Annotated in this window: 12 protein-coding genes; 5 read left to right on the forward strand and 7 right to left on the reverse strand. The window is 71.5% G+C overall.

The window, feature by feature from the left end; genetic code table 11:
• Positions 1–13 precede the first annotated feature (13 nt).
• Genes dpgC through dpgA form a run of 3 tightly spaced genes read right to left on the reverse strand, consistent with a single transcriptional unit; the run spans position 14 to position 3,254 of the window.
• Positions 14–1,366 carry a (3,5-dihydroxyphenyl)acetyl-CoA 1,2-dioxygenase DpgC gene (dpgC, locus tag AMA02S_RS04990; protein ID WP_067452343.1) on the reverse strand — a complete coding sequence of 451 codons (1,353 nt, stop codon included), beginning with the start codon at positions 1,364–1,366 and terminating at the stop codon, positions 14–16.
• Entirely contained in the window at positions 1,363–2,079 is a 717-nt protein-coding gene (dpgB, locus tag AMA02S_RS04995) for an enoyl-CoA-hydratase DpgB (RefSeq protein ID WP_067452349.1), read from the reverse strand. The genes dpgC and dpgB overlap by 4 nt, the downstream gene beginning before the upstream one ends.
• 2 nt (positions 2,080–2,081) lie before the next feature.
• Positions 2,082–3,254, reverse strand: a complete 1,173-nt coding sequence (dpgA, locus tag AMA02S_RS05000) for a 3,5-dihydroxyphenylacetyl-CoA synthase DpgA (protein WP_067453851.1) — start codon at positions 3,252–3,254, stop codon at positions 2,082–2,084.
• Positions 3,255–3,948: 694 nt separating this feature from the next.
• Here dpgA and AMA02S_RS05005 point away from each other — a divergent pair.
• Entirely contained in the window at positions 3,949–5,070 is a 1,122-nt protein-coding gene (locus AMA02S_RS05005) for a PQQ-dependent sugar dehydrogenase (RefSeq protein WP_084264647.1), read from the forward strand.
• Positions 5,071–5,221: 151 nt separating this feature from the next.
• Here the strand turns inward: AMA02S_RS05005 and AMA02S_RS05010 are convergent, their stop codons facing one another.
• Positions 5,222–5,806, reverse strand: coding sequence for an LOG family protein (locus AMA02S_RS05010; protein WP_084264820.1), 585 nt, complete (start codon positions 5,804–5,806; stop codon positions 5,222–5,224).
• Positions 5,807–6,113: 307 nt separating this feature from the next.
• Here AMA02S_RS05010 and AMA02S_RS05015 point away from each other — a divergent pair, with 307 nt between their 5' ends.
• The 4 genes from AMA02S_RS05015 to AMA02S_RS05030 all read left to right on the forward strand — a co-directional run bounded on the left by AMA02S_RS05015 (position 6,114) and on the right by AMA02S_RS05030 (position 13,023).
• Complete coding sequence (locus AMA02S_RS05015; protein ID WP_067452355.1) at positions 6,114–6,536, forward strand: hypothetical protein; 423 nt, start codon at positions 6,114–6,116, stop codon at positions 6,534–6,536.
• A gap of 203 nt (positions 6,537–6,739) precedes the next feature.
• Positions 6,740–10,849, forward strand: a complete 4,110-nt coding sequence (locus AMA02S_RS05020; protein WP_067452358.1) for a tetratricopeptide repeat protein — start codon at positions 6,740–6,742, stop codon at positions 10,847–10,849.
• Positions 10,850–11,090: 241 nt separating this feature from the next.
• Positions 11,091–12,503, forward strand: coding sequence for a hypothetical protein (locus tag AMA02S_RS05025; protein ID WP_157430393.1), 1,413 nt, complete (start codon positions 11,091–11,093; stop codon positions 12,501–12,503).
• Between the two features lies 1 nt (position 12,504).
• The gene (locus tag AMA02S_RS05030) at positions 12,505–13,023 is read left to right on the forward strand and encodes a hypothetical protein (RefSeq protein WP_067452364.1); all 519 of its coding nucleotides are present in this window, start codon (positions 12,505–12,507) and stop codon (positions 13,021–13,023) included.
• Here the strand turns inward: AMA02S_RS05030 and AMA02S_RS05035 are convergent.
• Genes AMA02S_RS05035 through AMA02S_RS05045 form a run of 3 tightly spaced genes read right to left on the reverse strand, consistent with a single transcriptional unit; the run spans position 13,013 to position 19,835 of the window.
• Positions 13,013–16,054: a hypothetical protein gene (locus AMA02S_RS05035; protein ID WP_067452367.1), complete on the reverse strand. Its 3,042-nt coding sequence runs from the start codon at positions 16,052–16,054 to the stop codon at positions 13,013–13,015. The two genes, AMA02S_RS05030 and AMA02S_RS05035, sit on opposite strands and share 11 nt — an antisense overlap.
• On the reverse strand, positions 16,051–18,141 hold the full coding sequence (locus AMA02S_RS05040) for an Hsp70 family protein (protein WP_067452370.1): 2,091 nt from the start codon (positions 18,139–18,141) through the stop codon (positions 16,051–16,053). Before AMA02S_RS05040 ends, AMA02S_RS05035 begins: the two co-directional genes overlap by 4 nt.
• Positions 18,142–18,164: 23 nt before the next feature.
• The gene (locus AMA02S_RS05045; RefSeq protein ID WP_067452372.1) at positions 18,165–19,835 is read right to left on the reverse strand and encodes an Hsp70 family protein; all 1,671 of its coding nucleotides are present in this window, start codon (positions 19,833–19,835) and stop codon (positions 18,165–18,167) included.
• Between the last annotated feature and the right edge of the window lies 1 nt (position 19,836).

Genomic DNA, 19,836 nt, shown 5'->3' on the forward strand with positions numbered 1-19,836 from the left:
GACCGCCTCCCGCTCATGCCGGCCGCCTTCCGAAGCGCCCCACCTTCTCCAAGACGTCCTCGCCGTACAGCCGGAGCGACTGCTGAAGCGCGAACTCGGCCATGTACCGGCGGAACTCCTCCGGCGGTTCCTCCGCGAGGTTCAGCATCCGCCGGTTGGCGGCGACCGCGTCGCCGTCGAGCCGGCGCACGGCCGCCTCGATCGCCTCGTCCAGCCGCTCGGGTTCCACGACCTCGTCCACCAGCAGCCGCGCCTCGGGCTCGGTCGCCCAGATCCGGCGGCCCCGCAGGATGATCTGGCGTGCGAGCCGCGGGCCGACGGCGCGCCCCAGCCGGAAGTTGCCGGCCCCCGGAACGATGCCCTCGCGGGCGGCCGGGAGGCTGAAGTAGGAATCGGACGCGGCGAGGACCTGGTCGAACACCAGCAGCAGCTGAGCCCCGCCGCCGATAGCGAAGGTGTCCACGGCGGCCGTCCAGGGCTTCTCGATGGCGGGCGAGTGCCACCGGGGCGACCGCTGCGGCGACCCCTGGCGCGACGGCTGCCCGTCGTCGTCCACCAGGACGCCCCGGACGAGCTTGCCGATGTAGCCCAGCTCGCGCCGCAACAGGAAACCGACCAGCGAGATGTCCCCGGCATGCAGGCTCTTGAGGTTGATGCCGGCGCTGAACACCCGTCTGCCCCGGTAGCGGGGATGGCTCATCTCCCCGCCGCGCAGCAGCCCCGCCCGGACGCCCGGGTCGAGCAGGGCGAGGTCGACCGCGGTCTCCATGTCGTCGACCTGCCGCTCGTCCTCGGCGTTCAGGCAGTCGTCGCGGCACATCGTCAGCCGGGCCACCCCGTCGAGCCGTTCCAGCCGCACCGACTCCATCTCGACCAGGCCCGTCCGGGTGAACTCGGGCAGCAGCCGGAGTGCCCGGGGTGTCGGCCGCAGCATGGCGTCGAGCAGATGCGGGCCAGCCACCGGTGAGCGCAGGACGGCGCGCAGGAAGATGCCCTGGTCGATCTCCAAACCCTCCTTGTCGGCCTGCGCCCGATTCCGTTCGGCGGCGAGTTGTCCCGCGGTGGGGACGAGCCCGGGGAAGGCCGCCGCGGCGGCCTCCACCAGTTCGGCGATCCGCAGCGGGCGGGCCCGGCCGTCGGTGAGCCGGTCGTAGACCTGCGCCGCGTGCGCCTCCATGAACCGGACGCGCAGGGCCCGCGCCCCGTCGTGCGCGGCCTCGGCGGCCGCGCGCTGCCGCGCGGACCGCGACCCGGGCGGCGGCAGCGAGACCAGTTGCTCCTCGACGCGTTCGGCCGCCACGGTCAGCGCGGTGGCGGCGCGCTGGAGCTCCTCGCCCTGCGCGGCGGTGACGGCGGCGGCCGTCACGACGCCGCTCCGGCCGTACCGGCGGCCTCGGCCGCCCGGCCCGCCGCGGACGTGCCGTCCGATCCCTGGCGCAGGGCCCGGTCACAGGCCGCCAGGTGCGCGCCCAGCGCGTCCTCGAAGCTCGTCGTGGCCGCCTCGAACATCAGCTGCCGCCTGATCGCCAGTTCCCGCTCCGCGATCAGCCCGGACGCGACGGCCGGTGCCGCGACCTGCCCGGCCGGATCGTCGACGATCTCGTCGAGGAGGTGCAGCGCGACGGCCTGGTCCGTGCCGATCGGTTCGCCGAGCAGCACCGCCCGGCGGACCGCCGCCGGTCCCGCCTGCTGGACGAGCCGGTACAGGGCCATGCCCGGCCAGGTGCCCGTCCCGTCGGTCGGGACGAGAAGACGCGTCCCGGGTGCCGCGACGCGGAGGTCGGCGACCAGCAGGACGTCGAGGGCCGTCCCCCCGCAGTCGCCGGACGCGACCGCGACGGTCGTCATCGGGAGCCGCTCAAGGCGGCGCACCGCGCGTTCCCATCTGGTCACCAGGCCCGCGGTGAGATCCCGCGTCCAGTGGGCGCCGGGTGCGCCGGACACGTGCAGCTCGACCACACCGGGCCGGCCATGGTCCTCGACCTGGTCGCAGATCGCGGCCACCACCTGCACCGTGCCCGCCGAGAGAGGTCGCGCGCCGTCGATCCGCAGGACGACACGGCCGTCCGATCCCCCCACGCTCACCACTGGACCAGCGCCGTCTCGATCGTGGAACCGGGTCCCATCGTCATGAGCACCCCGTGGTCGCCCGGCCTCGTCACGTTCTCCCGGAGCAGGCGCTCGTAGGAGAACAGGAAAGAGGCGCTGGAGACGTTCCCGTAGTCGCGCAGGACCCCGACCGTGTGGCGGACGTCGTAGCGGCTCAGCCCGAGGTTGACCACGACGGCGTCGATGACCTTCTTTCCACCGGAATGCACCAGCCAGTGGCCGATGTCACTGCGGCGCAGGCCGTTCCTCCCGAGGAGCCTGTCGATGACGAGCTCGGCGTGCGCGCCGACCACATAGGGGATCTGCGGGTCGAGGAAGAAGCTGAACCTGCCCTGGTCGCGGTCCCAGTCGTAGCGCATCGCGTCGACCGCGTCGGTGATGATGCAGCTCGCGAAGTCGAGGACGCGCGGCCCCCGCGGCTCCGGGGGCGGGACGGTGTCGGCCGCGGTGCCCTCGTCTCGGGGGCCCGCGTCGTCCGCGACGAGGGCCACGGCGGCGGCTCCGTCGCCGAACAGGCTGTTCACGACCGCCGTCCGCATCGTGGAGTCGAAGGTGTAGGCGGCCGAGCACGCCTCGGCGCACAGCACGACGGCGAGTTCGCCGGGGTGCGCCGCGGCCCAGCCGGCGACGACGTTCAGGGCGTTGAGCCCCGCGTTGCAGCCCATCCCGACGATGTCGGTCCGGCTACAGTGCCGGTCGATGCCGAGCTCGCGGATGAGCAGCGCGCTCAGGCCGGGCGTGAGGAATCCGGTGGAGGTCACGCAGCACAGGTGGCGGAGATCGCGGAGCTCGGCGCCCGCCTGCCGCAGGCAGGTCGCCAGCGCCTCGGCCCCCATCTCGACGGCCAGCCTCCTGTGCTTGTCCAGCAGGTCGCCCTGCGCCTCCGACTGCCGCGCGCCCGCCCCGTCGCTCGGGGGCAGGGTGAGGTGGCGGCGGCCGATCGCGCTGTTGAGGAAGACCGATCGGATCTTCGGGTCGGTGATCTGGAGAAGGTCGAGCAGTTCGTCCTGGGCGTAGGAGGTGGCCGTGACGGCGGTGCCGACGCCGACGATCCGGGCGGCCGTGGTGGTGCCGCGGCCGCGGTTCCGCAGCGAAACCGCCGGTGGTGCCGCCGCGGCCGCCGGCCGCTCGATGCTGATGGTCATCGGAAGGTCCACCCCCACATCCGGGTCTTGCTCCTGGCTAATCGCTTGACTCTGGTCTCGGGCACCCTTCTCGCCTTTCGGGTTCGGCCGCGGCCCATGAACATCCGCGGCGTGGCCGGGTCAAGGTAACCCGGCGGTCTTCCCGCGGCCAACGAGCGTCCAGGGCCGCCACCGATGACCAGTACCGACGCCCGGCGGCCGTCCAACTGCAGAGTTCACCGGCCGCGTCGCGCCGGGGCGGGGCGGGGCGGGGCGGGGCGGGGCGGCCGGCCTCCAGGGGCCTCGAAGGGGACGGGACGCCTCCCGGCCCGGGCTCCCGCCGGAACGGCCAGGGCCTCCAGGTCATGCCGATATTCGACTATCACAGGATGGCCGCATGTGAAAGGTGAAAAACTAGAGGCTTCACATCAGGCGATGGGACGGGTACCTTACAAGGCGTTACAGAGCGCTCCAACGTCGTGCGACCAAAGCGCTCTCCCCCCGCCCTCCGAAAAGGCACACCAGTGAGGCTCCCAGTGCCGTCCCGTCCCTCAGCAGGCGTCATGCCGCCGACGGAGCCCGGAGAACATCTGTCCCGCCTAACAACTGCGCCGGACAGCTCCTCAATGGTCGCGAATTCCGCCCGGTAAGTCTTCCGAACGACTCATCGTGGAAACAGCACATCGGGGCCCCAAATGATTGAGGAGACATGGGAATGAAGATGCCCCTGACAATGCGCGCACTGGCGCCGGCCGCGGTCTTCGCCGTCGCGTCCGTGGCGATCGCCCCCGCCTCCCCGGCGTCCCAGACCGCGGTCACGCGGCCGGCGCCGCGGATGGCCGCCAACCCCGCGTTCGACTTCTCCGCCCCCCAGGTCGCGGCGTCCAACCTGACCGTCCCCTGGGGACTGGCCTTCCTCCCCGACGGCAGCGCGCTGGTGTCGGAGCGCAACAGCGCCCGCATCCTGAAGGTGACCCCGGGGTCGCAGCCGACCGAGGTGGCCAAACTCACCGGGGTCCAGCCCGCCGGCGAGGGCGGGCTGCTCGGCATCGCGGTCTCACCGACCTACGCGCAGGACGGCTACGTCTACGCCTACTACACCGCCGCCTCCGACAACCGGATCGTCCGCTTCAAGCTGGCGGCCTCACCCCAGCAGGAAGTCGTCTACTCGGGTATTCCCAAGAATTCCTTCCATAACGGCGGCCGCATCGCCTTCGGCCCCGATGGAATGCTCTACGCCGGCACCGGCGACGCCGGGCAGAAGCCCAACGCCCAGAATGCGAGCAGCCCGTCCGGGAAGATCCTGAGAATGAAGCCGGACGGATCCCCCGCCCCCGGCAACCCCGACCCGAAGACAGTGATCTACACCCTCGGGCACCGCAACGTGCAAGGGCTCGCCTGGAGCAGCGCTGGGCAGATGTACGCCGCCGAATTCGGCCAGGACACCTGGGACGAGGCCAACTACATCGTGGCCGGCGGGAACTACGGCTGGCCGGAGGTCGAAGGCCCCGGCGGCGAGCCGAAGTTCCGCTCCCCCATCGCCACCTGGGCCACCAAGGAGGCGTCGCCCAGCGGCGCCACCGTCGCGGGCGACACCCTGTACGTCGCCGGGCTGGGCGGCCGGCGGCTGTGGCAGGTCCCGCTGGACGGCAAGGGCGGGACGTCGGGCCGTCCCACGGCGGTGCTGCAAGGCACCAACGGACGGCTGCGCACGGTCGCGTTCGGCCCGGACGGCTGGCTCTGGGTGACGACGAGCAACCGCGACGGCCGCGGCAGCCCCGGCGCGAGCGATGACCGCATCCTCCGCTTCCCGCAGGTCAAGCCCGCGGGCGGCTGAGACGTCGCCGAACCCGTCGCACTAGCCGCCGCCCCTCTGCCGGGTTCCTGAGGGAACGGCGGGCAGGTCTTCGAGCTGAGGTGTTCGGCCGACCGCAAGGTCGGCGGCTCTCACTCGGTGACCTGCCCGTCGTTTCCGTTCCGGACGAACGTCATGCGGGCCCGGAGGTCATGGCCGTGCCGGTCAGGCGGTCCAGAGCGTCCTCGGGATCGGCGGCCACCTGGATGCAGGTCCGCTCGGCGGGAGCGAGGAATCCCTCCTCGACGATGTGATCGAGGAACACCAGCAGGGGATCGAAGAAGCCGTTGTGGTTGGCCAGGACCAGCGGCTTGCGGTGGAGCCCGAGCTGGTTCCAGGTCGCGACCTCCAGCAGTTCGTCCAGCGTGCCGAAGCCGCCGGGCAGGACGGCGAAGCCGGAGGAGAGCCGGTACATGAGGGCTTTGCGGGCGTGCATGGAGCGCACGATGAAGATCCTGCCGCGGACGTTGGTGCCGCGTTCCCGCTCGTGCAGGTGGTGCGGAATCACCCCGGTGATCGCGGCGCCGCCCGCGTCGGCGGCCGCGGCGAGCGCACCCATGATGCCGACACCGCCGGCGCCGTACACGAGCCCGGCCCCGCGACGGGCGAGGACCGCGCCGAAGTCCGCGGCGAAGTCGGTGTACCGCGAGTCCACCCCCGGGCGGGCACCACAGAACACGCCGATCCGATTGTGCTGGTAGCCGCCTTCCAGCATCATCCCTCCGTCCATCGATCCGGTCGGAGCCGAGCACTTCCCCTGTGCGGCGTCAGCCCTCGCACATGATCGTCTGCATCAGGAAAATTCGTGGCCGACCCTCAACTATTCGCCGGACGTCGGCCCATGGATGAGATCGCCGCGAAATCGGTGGCCGGGAGAGCGCGAGACGGGCATCCGCGCGCCGTTACCGGTTGGAATTCACAGAGCGGCCCGCGGCCGGCGGGTTAGTGTCGCGGTGACGAGGGGGCCGCGGGGCCACGGGGGCCGCGCGACCTCGGGCGGTCCCTCAAGGCGGAGGACGATGAGGATGAGCGCTGACCTGGACCCGCGGGTCCGGCCATACATCACCGCGGCAGTGCACACCTACGGCGCCGCGGCACTGGACCGGGGGCAGGACGAGGCGGCGGATCCGGCGGCCGGGGTCGGGCGGCGGCTGCTCCAGCAGATCTTCGGCGTCCGGCGGGAGAAGGACGCGCCGGAGGCGCTGGTCGAACTCGCGGAGAGCCCCGATGACGGAGATCTCCAGGCGGTCCTACGGGTACAGATCCGCAAGGCGCTGGCCGCCGACACCGAACTCGCCGCGCGGATCCGCGCCATTCTCGACGAGGCGCCCGCGGGCGGAGCGGCGCCGGGCGGAATGAGCGTGACCGCGAGCGGGGAACGGTCGATCGCGGCGCACACGATCTCCGGTGTCGCCTCCACGGGAGACGGCGCGGAGATCACCCGATGATCGGGAAATGCTCGTGACGAGGGGTCAACCGGTATCGGCCATCCCGCGACGACCCGGCCCGGCGGCCGACGTGGCGATAGACTTATCGGTCATACCAGCGCGGGGTCCGCTCACCCTTTGACGGCACAGTTCTTCTGTCTCGAGCCCGCCCCTGCACATCGGCGCTCGGGATCATCCGGATGACGGGGACGTGGTGTTTGGCGATGAACGGTCCGACCGCGTCGGGTGATCGCTCGGTCGCCGCACGCGAGATCAGCGGCACGGTACTGACCGGGAACATCAAGAACTACTACAACCTCGGCGGCCGGCTGCCGGACGTGCGCGCCGTCCGTCCGCCCAGGGTGTGGAACGTGCGGCAGCGCCCCTCGCACGTCTTCGTCGGACGGGAAAGCGAGCTGGACAGGCTCGACCAGGTGCTGGACGCGGGCGGCGGGGTCGTCGGGCAGCGCGCGGCCAAGGTCGTCGGGCAAAGCGCAGCCGAGGTCGTCGGGCAGAGCGTCGCCGGGCTCGGCGGCGTCGGGAAGACCGAGCTGGCGCTGCACTACGCGCACCGCAAGCGCGACCGCTACTCCTCGGTCTGGTGGATCACCGCCGACACCGAGCAGAACATCGCCAAGGGGCTCGTCGACATCGCGGGCCGGCTCAACCCGCTGCTGAAGATCACCGATCCGGAGTTCGCGGCGCAGTGGGCGATGAACTGGCTGCTGGCGCATGGCGGCTGGCTGCTCGTCCTGGACAACGTCGAGGATCCGGACGCCATCGGCGAGTTCCTCAGTACCGACCACGACGGCCGTGTCCTGGTGACGACCCGGCGCGACATCGACTGGCGGAAGCGGGGGCTGACCCCGGTCAAGCTGGGAATGCTCGACCCGGAGCGGGCCGCCGACATGCTCCTCGAACGCACCGAGCAGGACGACCGGGACGCCGCGCGCCGGGTCGCGGACGTGCTCGGGCGGCTGCCGCTGGCGCTGGAGCAGGCGGCGGCCTACATCAACCGCAACCACGAGACCATCGCCGACTACGAGGCCAGGCTCGTCGACCGGTTCGGCCGGATCCTGTCCGAGGTCGCCCCGGACGAGGTCCAGGAACGCGCCATCACCCGCGTATGGAACATCACCCTGGAGGCGTTGCTCGCGGCCGATCCCGGCGCGGTGGACCTCTTGCGCGTGCTGGCGTGGCTGGGGCCGGACGATGTGCCGCGCGATCTGGTCGAGACCTACGCGTCCGGGGACGAGGTCACCGCGAACCGGATGCTGGCGCTGCTCCAGTCGTACAGCATGATCACGCTCACCCGGGACACGGTGAGCGTCCACCGGCTCGTGCAGGCGGTGCTGCGGATGACCGACACCGAGACGACGTCGTCGGGGCTGAGTACCTTCGCGGCGGCGGCGGTCGACCTGCTCGACGCGGCGGCGCCGTCCGACCCGTCGTCGAACATGGCCGACTGGCCCCGCTGGTGGGCCCTGCTGCCGCACGTCCACGCGCTGGCCGACAACATCGGCGACGACAACACCGACGCGGCGTTCAGCCGGCTGCTGAACCAGGCAGGGCTCTTCAGTTCCGCGCAGGGCCAGCACGACGTCACCTTGAGGTTCGCCAAGCTGGCGCTCACCGTCGGCGAACGGTTCATGGAGCCGGACGATCTGGGCTTGGCCACCCTGTTCGGCAATCTTGGTGCCGCGTACTCGGCGATGGGCCGCCCGCGGGACGCCGTCGAGCTGGAGCAGCGGGCACTCGCGATCATCGAGCGGACGGCCGGGCCCGAGGACGTGCGCCTGGTGACAGCGCTCGGCAACCTCGCGACCACCTACAGCTCGCTCGGCAGGATCACCGAGTCCGTCCCGCTACAGACCCGCGCGTTGAAGATCGCCGAAGCCGCGATGGGCCCCGAGCACGAATTCGTGGCCCTGCCACTGGCGAACCTCGCCGCCTTCTTCAGCGACCTCGGGCAGACGCACGAGTCCGCGCCGCTCCAGGAGCGGGCCTTGGCGATCACCGAGACGGTGCACGGCACCGAGCACATCGCGGTGGCCTACCGGGCGGCCGACCTGGCGGCGAGCTACCGCGAGCTCGGACGCGTCGCCGACGGGCTGGCCCTGAACCGGCGTGCCCTCGCGATCAGCGAGAAGGCGCTGCGGTCCGATCATCCGGACATCGCCCGCTTCCTCGGCGGCCTCGCGGGCAGCCACAGCGATCTCGACGAGCTCGACGAGGCGTTGAAGCTGGAGCTCCGGGCGCTGGCGATCACCGAGGAGGCTTTCGACGAGGACCATCCGGAGGTGGCGACCGCGCTGGGGAACCTCGCCTCGACCCATCGTGACCTCGGCCGTCCGGGGGATGCGCTGCCGCTGGAGGAGCGGGCGCTGCGGATCGTCGAGGCCGCGCACCGCCCCGACCATCCGGACGTGTCGTTCAGGCTGGGCGCGCTCGCGACGACCTACCGGCACCTGGACCTCCCGGAGAAGGCGCTGCAGCTGGACCGGCGGGCGCTGCTCATCATCGAGCGGGCCTATCCATGGGACCACCGGGATGTGGCGAACCGGCTCGTCGGGCTGGCGAGCAGCCTGATGTCGCTGGAGCAGTACGAGGAGGCGGCGTCGAAGCTGAAGCGGGCGATCAGCATCGCCGAGCTGACCTACGGCCCGGACCACCTCACCATCGCGATGTGGCTCGGGAACCTCGCGACGGCGTACGAGAACCTCGACCGGGTCGAGGAGGCGATGGAGCTGGAGCGCCGGGCGCTGCTGATCACCCAGCTGTCGCACCACCCGAACCATCCCGACGTGGCGCTGCGGCTGGTGAACCTGGCATGGGCGTACCGGCGGCTGGACCGCCCGGCCGCGGCGCTGCCGCTGTTGCGGCGCGCGCTCACCATCGTGGACCTCGAACACGGGCCGCGGTCGGTGGAGCTGCTGCCGAAGCTGGAGTCGCTCGCCTCGACCTACGGGGAGGCGGGTGAGCACGGTAAGGCGCTGCCGCTGCAGGAACGGGCGCTGTCGATCGCCGAGGCGTCCTATGGCCCCTCCGATCCGCGGGTGGCGGACTGGCTCGGCAGGCTGGGCACCACGTACTTCAGGCTGGCGCGGTTCGAGGAGGCGGTGGCGCCGGAGAGGCGCGCGCTGGCACTCGTGGACGCCGAGGGGCCCGGCCACCCCGACCTGCTGCTGCGGCTGGAGAACCTCGCCACCACCTACCGCGAACTCCGACGCCACGAGGACGCCGTGCCGCTGGAGGTGCGGGCGCTGGCCCACGTGGAGGCGGAGGGGCTCGACCGGCCCGAGGTCCTGCTGCGGCTGGAGAACCTGGCCACCACCTACCGCGAACTCGGACGCCACGAGGACGCGGTACCGCTGCGACAGCGGGCGCTCGCCGTCGCCGAGAGCGAGTTCGGCCGCGGCGACATCCGCGTCGCCGACCGGCTCGGCGCGCTCGCGACCACCTACTTCCGCCTCGGCCGGTACGAGGACGCGGCGCCGCTGGAAAGGCGCGCGCTGGCACTCGTGGACGCCGAAGGCCCCGGCCACCCCGACCTCCTGCTACGGCTGGAGAACCTCGCCACCACCTACCGCGAACTCGGGCGCTACCAGGACGCCGTGCCGCTGTTGCAACGGGCGCTCGCCGCCGCCGAGGCCATCCACGGGGACTCCGGCATCGCCCTGGTGTCGCTGCTGGAACAGCTCGGCGGAACCTACCGGCAGACCGAGCAGTACGACCTGGCGATCCCGCAGTGGCAGCGGGCACTGGAGATCACCGAGGCCGAGTACGGGCCCGAGCACCTCGACGTCGCCGGGCAACTCGGCGCGCTCGGCAACAACCACTTCTCAGCGGAGCAGTACGCGGCCGCCGTACCGCTGGAACGCCGCTGCCTGGAACTCACCGAGAAGCTACTCGGCCCCGATCACCCCGACGTCATCCTGCGCCTGCAGAATCTCGCGGCGAGCCACTACGCCCTGGAGGAGTACGAAGAGGCGCTGCCGCTGCGGGTGCGGGCGCTCAAGCTCATCGAAGCCGAGCCCGAGCCCGATGACATGCGGGTGGCCGAGGCGCTGGGCTACATCGGCAACCTGTACTACCAGCTCGACCGGCCGCAGGACTCGATCCCGCCGGAGACCCGCGCGCTGTCCCTGGCCGAGCGAACGTACGGCCCCCGGGCCAGCGAACTGCTGCCGTGGCTGCGGGATCTGGCCGCCAGCCACCGCCTGCACGGCCAGCACGAACAAGCGCGCGCGCTCACCGCACGCGCGCTGCGGATCGCCGAGGACCGGCTCCCGCCCGACGACCCGATCTTGGAGGTTCTGCGCACCGAGCTGTGAACGACGCCGTAGACCAAAACAGGTCAGGCATCGCGCCTATGAACGGCACTTATCCCGACTAAAATAGGGGCCGGGAAGCCCGAGTCGATACAGCCTGAATTTCGGCTGCCTTCTCACGGCATGCCGCGCGACGCCGTACCCGCCACCCGACCCGCCGCCGAACTCCGCCGGGTCTAGAGGAACATCGGAGGAATACATGGTCGCCGCGCCTCCTGCCGGTACCTTCTCTCATGTCGCGACCTTGGGAAAACACGGCGGCGAGGCGGCCCGGAAGCTGGCGACGCTGTGGGACGAACTGATACTCCTCGGCGCGCCCGATGACGCCGAGCGTCTTTCGATCGCCGACGACGCCGCGCGGCGCCGCGATTTCGCACTGCTCGATCGATTCGTGGCGCTCGGTGTGACGTTTTACAAGCTTACGGAGATTCAGCACGCCCGGGTGCGGCGAATCGTCGGCTGGCGGAATGCCACCGCACTGCTCCCTTTGATGATCACATGGATCGCGCTGGCCATCGCCAGTTGGGACTACCACCGGACGGTCAGCGCGCATCCCGATCTGACGACGCAGCCATTCCTCGTGCTATGGCAGCGCCGATTCGACGGCAGCCCTCTCCCCACGTTCGCCGAAACGGCACTGCTCTCCTTTTTCCTCCTGCTCATCGTGCTCTCCCTCACGATCTGGGCCCATCGTCTGGAGAGCAGTGCGGACGGGGCGCTCGCCAGGGTCAACACGCTCGCAGACGACGCGCTGTACTCCCTCGGCCTCGCCGTCGAGAGCAGCAACGTCAAGGCGCCCGACAACGCCAAGGAATGGGCCGAGGCGGCGCAACGCGTCCTGACGGAGACGCAGGAGATGATCAGACTCGCGGTGCGCGAGACGGAGCAGCTGGCCAAGGAGAACACCGCCATCTCCAGATCCGCGACCGAGCGGCTTGAAGAGTTGCAGGTCCACGCCAAGAAGCTGCTGGAAGGGGTCAGCAAGGAGACCGGAGAGGTGCTGTCCGCCCTCCAGATGCAGGGTGAGCAGACCACCACGCGGGTGGGCGCGGAGGCGACGGCCGTCCTGCAGCAAGCGGGCGAGGCCAATCGGCAGCTCATCGACCAGCAGATGGTGCCGCTGTTCACGGGCTTCAAGGAGGCGCTGGCGGACTACCGCGGGGACCAGGAGGTGTACCGGGCCAGCGCCGCCGCCCTGTCCGGCGGTGTCACGGACCTCACCAGCGCCGCCGCCGGGCTGGCCGGCGGCGTCGGCGGCTACACCAAGACCGCCGAGTCGATCGACGAGCGGCTGAAGGTGATCGGCACCTCGCAGACCGATCTCGTCGGGAAGATCGCCGAGCACTCGGAGGGCCTCACCACCGCGACCGCGCAGCTGCGCGGCGTCGCCGAGCTGATGACCGGCGACATGAAGGGCGATATGGAGGCGCTCACCAGGAACGTCGCGGACGCCGGGGCGAGCCTGGTCGTCATCCAACGCGATCTCGCCGCGACCGGTACGTCCCTCACCGCGGTCACCCACACCATGCAGGCCACCGCGAGCGACCTCGCGAGCGCCGCCGCATCGGTGGCCAGAGCGGCCACCGAGGTCCGCAGGGCCGTCGGCGTCGCCGGTCCGCGCGGGGGCCGCATCAGGCGCCTGTTCGGGAGGCCGTGACGTGAACCGCCGCAGGACCGCGCCGAGCAAGGACCCGGGCAACCTCGTGTTCGGCACCATCGGGTGGCTGTTCGCCGACCTCATGCTCGCGCTGGCGATGGCGTTCCTGGTGGCGACGACGGTCGGGCAGGCCGCGCCCGCCAAAGCGAAACCCTCCCCCGGACCCACGCCGTCACCGTCACCGTCGTCCACGTTCCAGAAGGGGCTCGAAAGCCAGCCGATCAGCATGACCGTCGAGGTGGACTGGCAGGGACTCCTGTCCGGCGACGCGTCCGCCAAGGCCGCGCTCCAGAAGAAGGTGCGGGCGAAGACGTCCCTGAACGGCCGTCAGGCGGGCCTGGTGCTGTCGTTCGGCGGCGGCCTGGAGCAGGGCACGGAGATCGCCAAGAAGGCGGACTCGGCCCTCCAGGAACTCGGCGAGCAAGGCTACGTGTTCCACGGGACGGTGTACCGGCCCTACATCAGCTTCGGGGCATCTCCGGGCACGCTGACCCTGGACATCTACCTGCTCAGGCAGTGATCGGGCGCGGCACGAACTCCACCGCGGACGCCGCACCGGGCGAGGCCGTGAACAGGCGGTACTCCACGTTCTGCGCGCCGGCCCTCGGCAGCGGTACCGCGTGCTGACCGTTCACGCGCACCGGGCCGACGGTCGCGACCACGTCCCCGTCCTCGCGGGTGAACAGCGCCCCACCGGACCGGCCGCGCAGCACCATCGCCGGCAGGTCGACCGGCGCCGCGGACGTCAGCACGAGGCTCGGCCGGCGCCCGCCCGAGCCGCGGACGTGGTACTCGACGCGGACTCCCGGACGCGTGAACTCCCTGCGCACACCGCCGGTCACGAAGTCCAGGCCGTCCTTCTGGACGACCAGCGCGACGATCACGTTCACGCGCGTCGCACCGGGCTGGACGGGCAGGGCGCAGCCGCCCGTGGCCTCCCCCGCGCTCCTGGACACGGTCAGCGGCCGGTCCACGGCCGTCACGTCCAGCAGCTCGCCGGCCGACCCGTGGCCCACGAGCGCCCGGGTGCTGCCCTCCGGCCACCACCAGCCGAGCGCGAGCGTCCGGCCCGCGAACTCGCCCCGCAGATCCACGACCTCCTCCCGGATCGCGTAGCGGCGTGGCCGGCCGACGTAGGCCATGCCGTCCAGGACGAGGACCGGCACGTACGAGAGGAACTCGCTCCTGCGGTCGATGATCGGATCGGACAGCGGGGGCTCGCCGGACAGGACGAACCCGTCGAGCTTCAGCCGTCCCAGCGGGCCCTGGTCGCCCTCGCGCAGCGACCCGGCCCCGTCCTGGCGGACGATCCGCACCTCGCCCCGCTCCGGAAGCGGGAACCGGATGTCCGTCTTATGCGCATAGAGGCCGTATCGCGCGCTCGACCCGGTGAGGAGCAACGGGCCGGGCGGGGCCGGGCGCCGCGTCGGGGTCACCTGCTCGGAGCGGCCGGCGGACCACACCATCCCGCCGTCCGGTCGGAGGTACCCCGCGCGGACCGTGTACTCGTACCGGACGCCGTTGCGGACGCCGGTGTCGACCAGCCGCGACGGCTCGGTCGGCGTCAGCACGACCGCCGGGTCCGTCGCGCCCAGCTCCCGCCTCGACACCTCGACCCGTGCCGCGCGCGCCGGCGGCTCCCAGGTGAGCGTCACCCGGCCGTCCCCCGCCTCGCCGCGCAGCTCCGCATCGAGCGCGGCCAGGACCGTGGCGGCGACCCCGGGCGCCGAGCGGGCGCCGAACCGCGTGGCGAACACCGCGTAGGTGAGCGGCTGCCCGGCGACCTCGGCCGCGGACCGGTCGCGCAGCGGCGGTTCGGCCGGATCCGCGACGCGCTGTTGACCCGGAACGTCCTCCATGGACTCCGGCGCGTCCGGGCCGATCCGCCGGACCACGACATAGGAGATGTCGGTGTCGGGTGACCTCTCCCAGGTGACCTGGACCCCGGCGGCCGGGTCGGCGACGGTGGCACGGACACCGGCGGGCGGGTCCGGCGGGATCCGCGCGAGCTCCACCCGGGCGGGTTCGAGGTCGGCGCACAGTGTCAGCGCCTCCCGGTACAGCTCGATGCTGCGGGTTCTGGAGATCTCGGGCCGGCGCGCCAGCTCGCACAGCTCCCTCGCCTCCATGATCCTTCGTTCGGCCCGTTCGAGCAGCTCCCGGCGGCGCGGGAGGCCGTCCGGCGCGGTGCGCAGCGCACTCGCCGCCGCGATGTACCGCTGGGCGCTCATCAGGGGCTCGATCGCCGCCCGGGCCCGTTCGATCTCCTGGACCGCGACGGTCCAGCGGGCCCGGACCTTCCGGAGCTTGACCGAGACCGGATCGGTGGAAGCGGCGGGGAGCCGCCAGATGCGCTCGGCCCGATCCAGGTAGGTCTCCGCCTGCGCCAGCCGGTGCGCGTCGAGGGCCTCGGTCGCCTGGACGGCGAGGTCGTCGACGGCGTCCCGCTGGCCGATGGGGAAGCCGCACCGGCAGCCGCCGCCGTAACGGGGCTCGACCGCACCGCACCGCGGGCACGGCTCGCGCAGCGGGAAGGCGCAGATGGCGCATGTCTCGTCGGACGGGCCGTTGAGGCCGGCGCACCGGGGGCACTGCACCAGGCTGCGGACCCGGTCCTCGTCCTCGGGCGCGGGCAGTTCGACGGCCCAGCCGTGCTTGGCGAGCCGCTCCCGCAGGTACAGCAGCGCGAGCGTGAGATCGTTCACGCCGCGGGTGCGCGCCTCCTCCAGGAACGCCTCGACCTGGCCGCGGCTCACCGAGCGCGCGCTGCCGAGCACGTCGAAGAACCACTCCACCAGCTCCTGGAGCTTCGTCAGGCGCATCGACGCGTCGAGCCGGTCACGCTGCTCGTCGGACTGGAAGAGGCTCGCCCTGGCCAGGCCGCTCAGCCGCTCCAGCGCCTTGATCGTCGGGTCCTGCTTGTTCTTGCGGTTGTGCTGCTTCAGGTAGAGCGCGTCCGCGGCGGCGAGCAGCACCTCCCGCGGGCTCTGCTCGTTGACCGCGGCGTCCACGCTCTTGAGCACGTCGTAGATCGACAACTCCTGCGCGCTCCTGAGCAGCTCGCGCAGCTGCGCCTCGGTCCGGTCGTCGAGCCGGGGCCCGACCGGGTCGTCCTGGACGGAGCGGACCGGAACCCCGTCGAGCTGCTTGCGCAGGGACTCGTCGGCGGCCAGGACGTCCGCGAAGCTCTGGCGGAGCGCGGCCACCTCCGATTCCAGGAGGAAGCCGCGCTTGGCCATCAGCGCCAGCCGGGCCATGAAGTCCTTGCGCCGGGCGGTGCGGGAGGCCCTCTCCTGCGCCCGCGCCCGATCGCGCTCGGCCTTGCGCGCCTCCGCGTCGCCCATGACCTGGCGGATGAGCTTGACGTGACTCATGTGGCGCTTCGCCTCGGCCGTCGCGGGGAGCGACTGGAGGCCCATCGACTGCTGGGTCCACCGCTTCAGCGCCTCCGACAGGGCGCGCTGGTAGGCCATCTCGTCCCACGGGCCGTGCGGGTCGAGTTCCAGCAGCAGGAAGAAGTTCGGCCGATCCTTGTCCCCGCCCCCGGTCATCGCCCGCTGCCGGTCTCGGTGATCTCCCGTGCGATCGTCCCGAAGACCGTGCTGAGCTCACCGAGCTGGGTGAACATCGCCTGCTCGCTGGACGAGGCGATCCCCTTCAGAAACTCATGATCGGCGCCGCCGAACCCGACCGCGATGATCTCGATCCCCTGCTTGTGGCAGCGCCGGGCGCGCTTGGTGGCATGGGGCTGTTCCTCCCATACGCCGTCCGCGAGGACGACGCTGAACCGGCGGTGCCTGGTGCGGCCGAGCAGTTCCGCGATGGTGTCGAAGGGGTGGGTGGCGTTGCCGTAGCCCGTGGTGCCGACCTGGAGCTTCTTAATGGCGCGGGAGACGTCGGCGCCGTTGTTGGTCGCCCGCAAGGTGACGTCCACGGAGTCGGAGAAGCCGATGAGCCCGACCGCCGTCGTGGTCAGGTCGAGCTGGCTGACGAACGCCTTGGCGGCCCGCTGCGCCTCCGCCAGCGGCCGGCCCGCCATGCTGCCGGACAGGTCGAACGCCAGGTAGACCGTCATCGGCTCGCGGGAGGCGGTGCGGGGCGGGGGTTCCAGGAACCGGTCCGGGACGTCGAGGGGCAGATCGTGCACCGTCACCTCCAGCGCGGTGCCCGTCTCCCGCTCCTTCGCGGTCACCCCGACCAGGGCGTTGTCGTCGTAGGCGTAGGAGACATCGACGACGACCCTGCGCCCGCCGCCCGAGGTGGGGAAGCCGGTGACGACGTAGCGGCCGAGGTAGGCGCAGTCCTGGACGTCCTCCGTCTCGCCCTGGGTGAGGAAGACCTCCATCTCGTCTCCCCCGTCCCCCTTGAGCCCGAACTGGTACGGCCGGGTCGCGACCGAGGGAATGCGCTGGTTGCGGGGGAGCAGGACGCTGTTGAGGTAGCGGTCACCCTCGGCGCTCTCGGCGATCATGCCGAGGCTGTGCGCCACGACGTTGCTGATCCGGCGCGGCCCGCCGAGCCGCAGGATGGGCGCGCCGGCGGTCTGCTCCCCCGCCGCGCCGGGGAGCCGCGGCCGGGTGGCCGCCTCCTCCTCCAGCAGGATCGCCGCCTGCGCGGCGGCGCCGAGCGCGACGGCGTGGTCGGGGTGGATGCCGCCCATCGGCGGTTTGCCCGACACCCGCTCGATCCACTGCCGGACCATCGGCATCCGGGTGGAGCCCCCGACCAGGAGCACGCCCTCGATGTCCGGCCAGTCGAGCCCGGTCTCCCGCAGGAGCTTGGCGGTGAGCTGCCCGGTCTGCTCCAGCAGGTCACGGGTGGCGGCCTCGAACCCTTCGCGGGTGATCTCGGCGCGGACCGTCCGTCCCCCGGAGGTGATGCGGATCTCCGCGGAACGCCGCGCGGACAGCGCCTGCTTGAGCCGCTCCACCTCGACCAGCAGTGCGCCGGGGTTGGCGCCCAGCGCCTCGGCGTCGTCCGGCGGCAGGTCGCGCAGCAGTTCCCCGGCGAGCCGGTCGTCGAAGTCCCGGCCGCCGAGTTCGTGGTCGCCCTCGGCGGCCACGACGGTGATCTCCCTCTCGCCGATCTCGACGAGGGAGATGTCGAAGGTGCCGCCACCGAGGTCGTACACCAGGGCGCGGCGGGTGCCCGCCGCCGGGCGCAGCCCGTAGGCGAGCGCCGCGGCGGTCGGCTCGCTGATCAGCCGTAGTACCTCCAGCCCGGCGAGCCGGCCGGCCTCCAGCGTGGCGGCGCGCTCGGGGTGGGTGAAGTACTCCGGCACCGTCACGACGGCCCGCGTCACCGGACGGTCGAGAGCCGCCTCCGCCTGGGCCTTCAGATGGCCGAGCACCAGCGCCGAGAGCTCCGGCGGGGTCCAGTCCCGGTCGCCGAGCGGCAGCCGGAAGGCGGTGTTACCCATCCAGCGCTTGAACAGGTGCGCGACCTCGGCGGCGCCGTCCGCCTGGCCCTGCTTGGCCTCGCCGCCGACCACCGGGCGGCCGCCCGCGTCGAGACCGACCACCGAGGCGGTGAGCGGGTCACCGAGCGCGTTCGGGATGATCTCCGGGTCGCCGTCACCGTTGACCCAGGCGACCGCCGAGTACGTGGTCCCGAGATCGATGCCGACCGCTACGTCCACCTGCCGTCCTCCCACCGGGCCGGTCACCCGATGACGCGGATGCCGCGCCCGTACTCGATCGCCTTCTCGACCTCTTCGGCGGACAGGACCCGGTCGGTCTCGACGCTCGCCCGCACGACGTTGCCGCCCTCGGCCTTGTCCTGGCCGGTGATGTGCAGGCGCCCCTGGCCGTCGAGCCGGAAGGTGACGTCGATCGGCGAGTTCGCGGGCAGCCCGGCCTGCATCTCCAGCACGGCGCTGGTCACCTCCTCGCCGGTGTCGAGATCTCGGACGATCTTCTCCTCGGAGGTGTTCTCGAAGATCTTCAGCTCGATCAGCGGCGCTCCGCCGTCCTTGGTGCCGAAGGTCATCGTGCATTCGGCGGGCAGGGCCTGCTGGGCCAGCACCAGGTTCGCGATGACCTGGGTGTCGTCGTGGAGGTAGGCCAGCACGCCGAAGCTGTGGCTGGAGACGTTCGTCACCGCCATGTTGCCGATCTTCTTGACGGTGCCGAGCCGCAAGCCCATCGTGTCGGCGACGACCTCCTCGGCCTCCGCCCGCACGACGTCCGGGGTCGTCTCGACGTCGACGTCCTCGGGCCGGGTATCGGTCCGCTTGGCGATCTCGTGCCGGATGCGCTCGTTGATCGCCAGCTTCTGGCCGTAGATCGCGGCGCCCTTGGCGACCGCGAAATCGGGCTCGAAGCTCTCGATCTCGATCGCGAACTCCTTCTGGAGCCGGGCCGTGACCTGCGGCATCTTGGTGGAACCGCCGACCAGCAGGAGCCGGTCGATGGTGGGGTGGCCGAGCTTCTTGGCGGTCTCGATCACCGCCTTGGTGAAGGTGATGGTGTTCTCCAGCAGCGGGGCGGTCAGCTCCTCGAACTTCTCGCGGGTCAGGGACACCGCGACCTGCTTGCCCTCGTGCACCACCGGGATCCTGGCCTGCGGTATCGCGGTGAGCGTGCGCTTGCTGCTCTCGGCCCGCAGCCACAGGTCCTGGACGGTGTCGGGCGAGGCCAGGACCTCGCTCCCGGCGCCCGGATGCTCGGCCTGCCACTGCGCCGCGCAGTACTTGACGATCTCCTCGTCCCAGTCCCGGCCGCCGAGCTGGTCGTTGCCGCCGGTGGCGATGACCCGGATGGCGCCGTCCTTGATCTCGATCACGGTGATGTCGAAGGTGCCGCCGCCGAGATCGTAGACCAGCAGGGTCTGGTCGCCCTTGTCCTGCATCCCGTAGGTGATGGCGGCGGCGGTGGGCTCGTTGATGATCTCCAGGACGTCCAGGCCGGCGATCCGGCCGGCGGTGGCGGTGGCCTCCCGCTGCGGGACGTCGAAATAGGCCGGGCAGGTGATGACCACCTTCTGCGGCCGGACACCGTCGTGCTGCTCGGCGTCCTCGACGGCCTTGCGGAGAATGTAGGAGGAGATCTCCTCCGGGGAGACCTCCCGGCCGAAGAACTCCCGCCGCCAGTTCGGCTTGCCGATCTCGCGCTTGATCATTTCGATCACCCGGCCGGCTTCGAGAACGGCGGCGTTCTTGGCCTCCCGTCCGACGACCCGGGTCTCGGCGTCCTCGAACAGGACGACGGAGGGGGTGGTGAGCTCGCCCTCGATATTCGGCGTGACGGCGGGGCGTCCGCTGGCGTCGTCGACATGGGCGATGCAGGTGTAGGTCGTTCCCAGGTCGATGCCGTAGACACGGTTGTCGCTCAAC

This window comes from Actinomadura macra NBRC 14102, from assembly GCF_001552215.1.
Lineage (GTDB): Bacteria > Actinomycetota > Actinomycetes > Streptosporangiales > Streptosporangiaceae > Spirillospora > Spirillospora macra.

Coding starts and splice junctions, on each gene's coding strand:
- AMA02S_RS05035 (WP_067452367.1), bottom strand. CDS start 16,054: ATGACCGGGGGCGGGGACAAGGATCGGCCGAACTTCTTCCTGCTGCTG.
- AMA02S_RS05010 (WP_084264820.1), bottom strand. CDS start 5,806: ATGATGCTGGAAGGCGGCTACCAGCACAATCGGATCGGCGTGTTCTGT.
- AMA02S_RS05015 (WP_067452355.1), top strand. CDS start 6,114: ATGAGCGCTGACCTGGACCCGCGGGTCCGGCCATACATCACCGCGGCA.
- dpgA (WP_067453851.1), bottom strand. CDS start 3,254: ATGACCATCAGCATCGAGCGGCCGGCGGCCGCGGCGGCACCACCGGCG.
- AMA02S_RS05005 (WP_084264647.1), top strand. CDS start 3,949: ATGAAGATGCCCCTGACAATGCGCGCACTGGCGCCGGCCGCGGTCTTC.
- AMA02S_RS05020 (WP_067452358.1), top strand. CDS start 6,740: ATGAACGGTCCGACCGCGTCGGGTGATCGCTCGGTCGCCGCACGCGAG.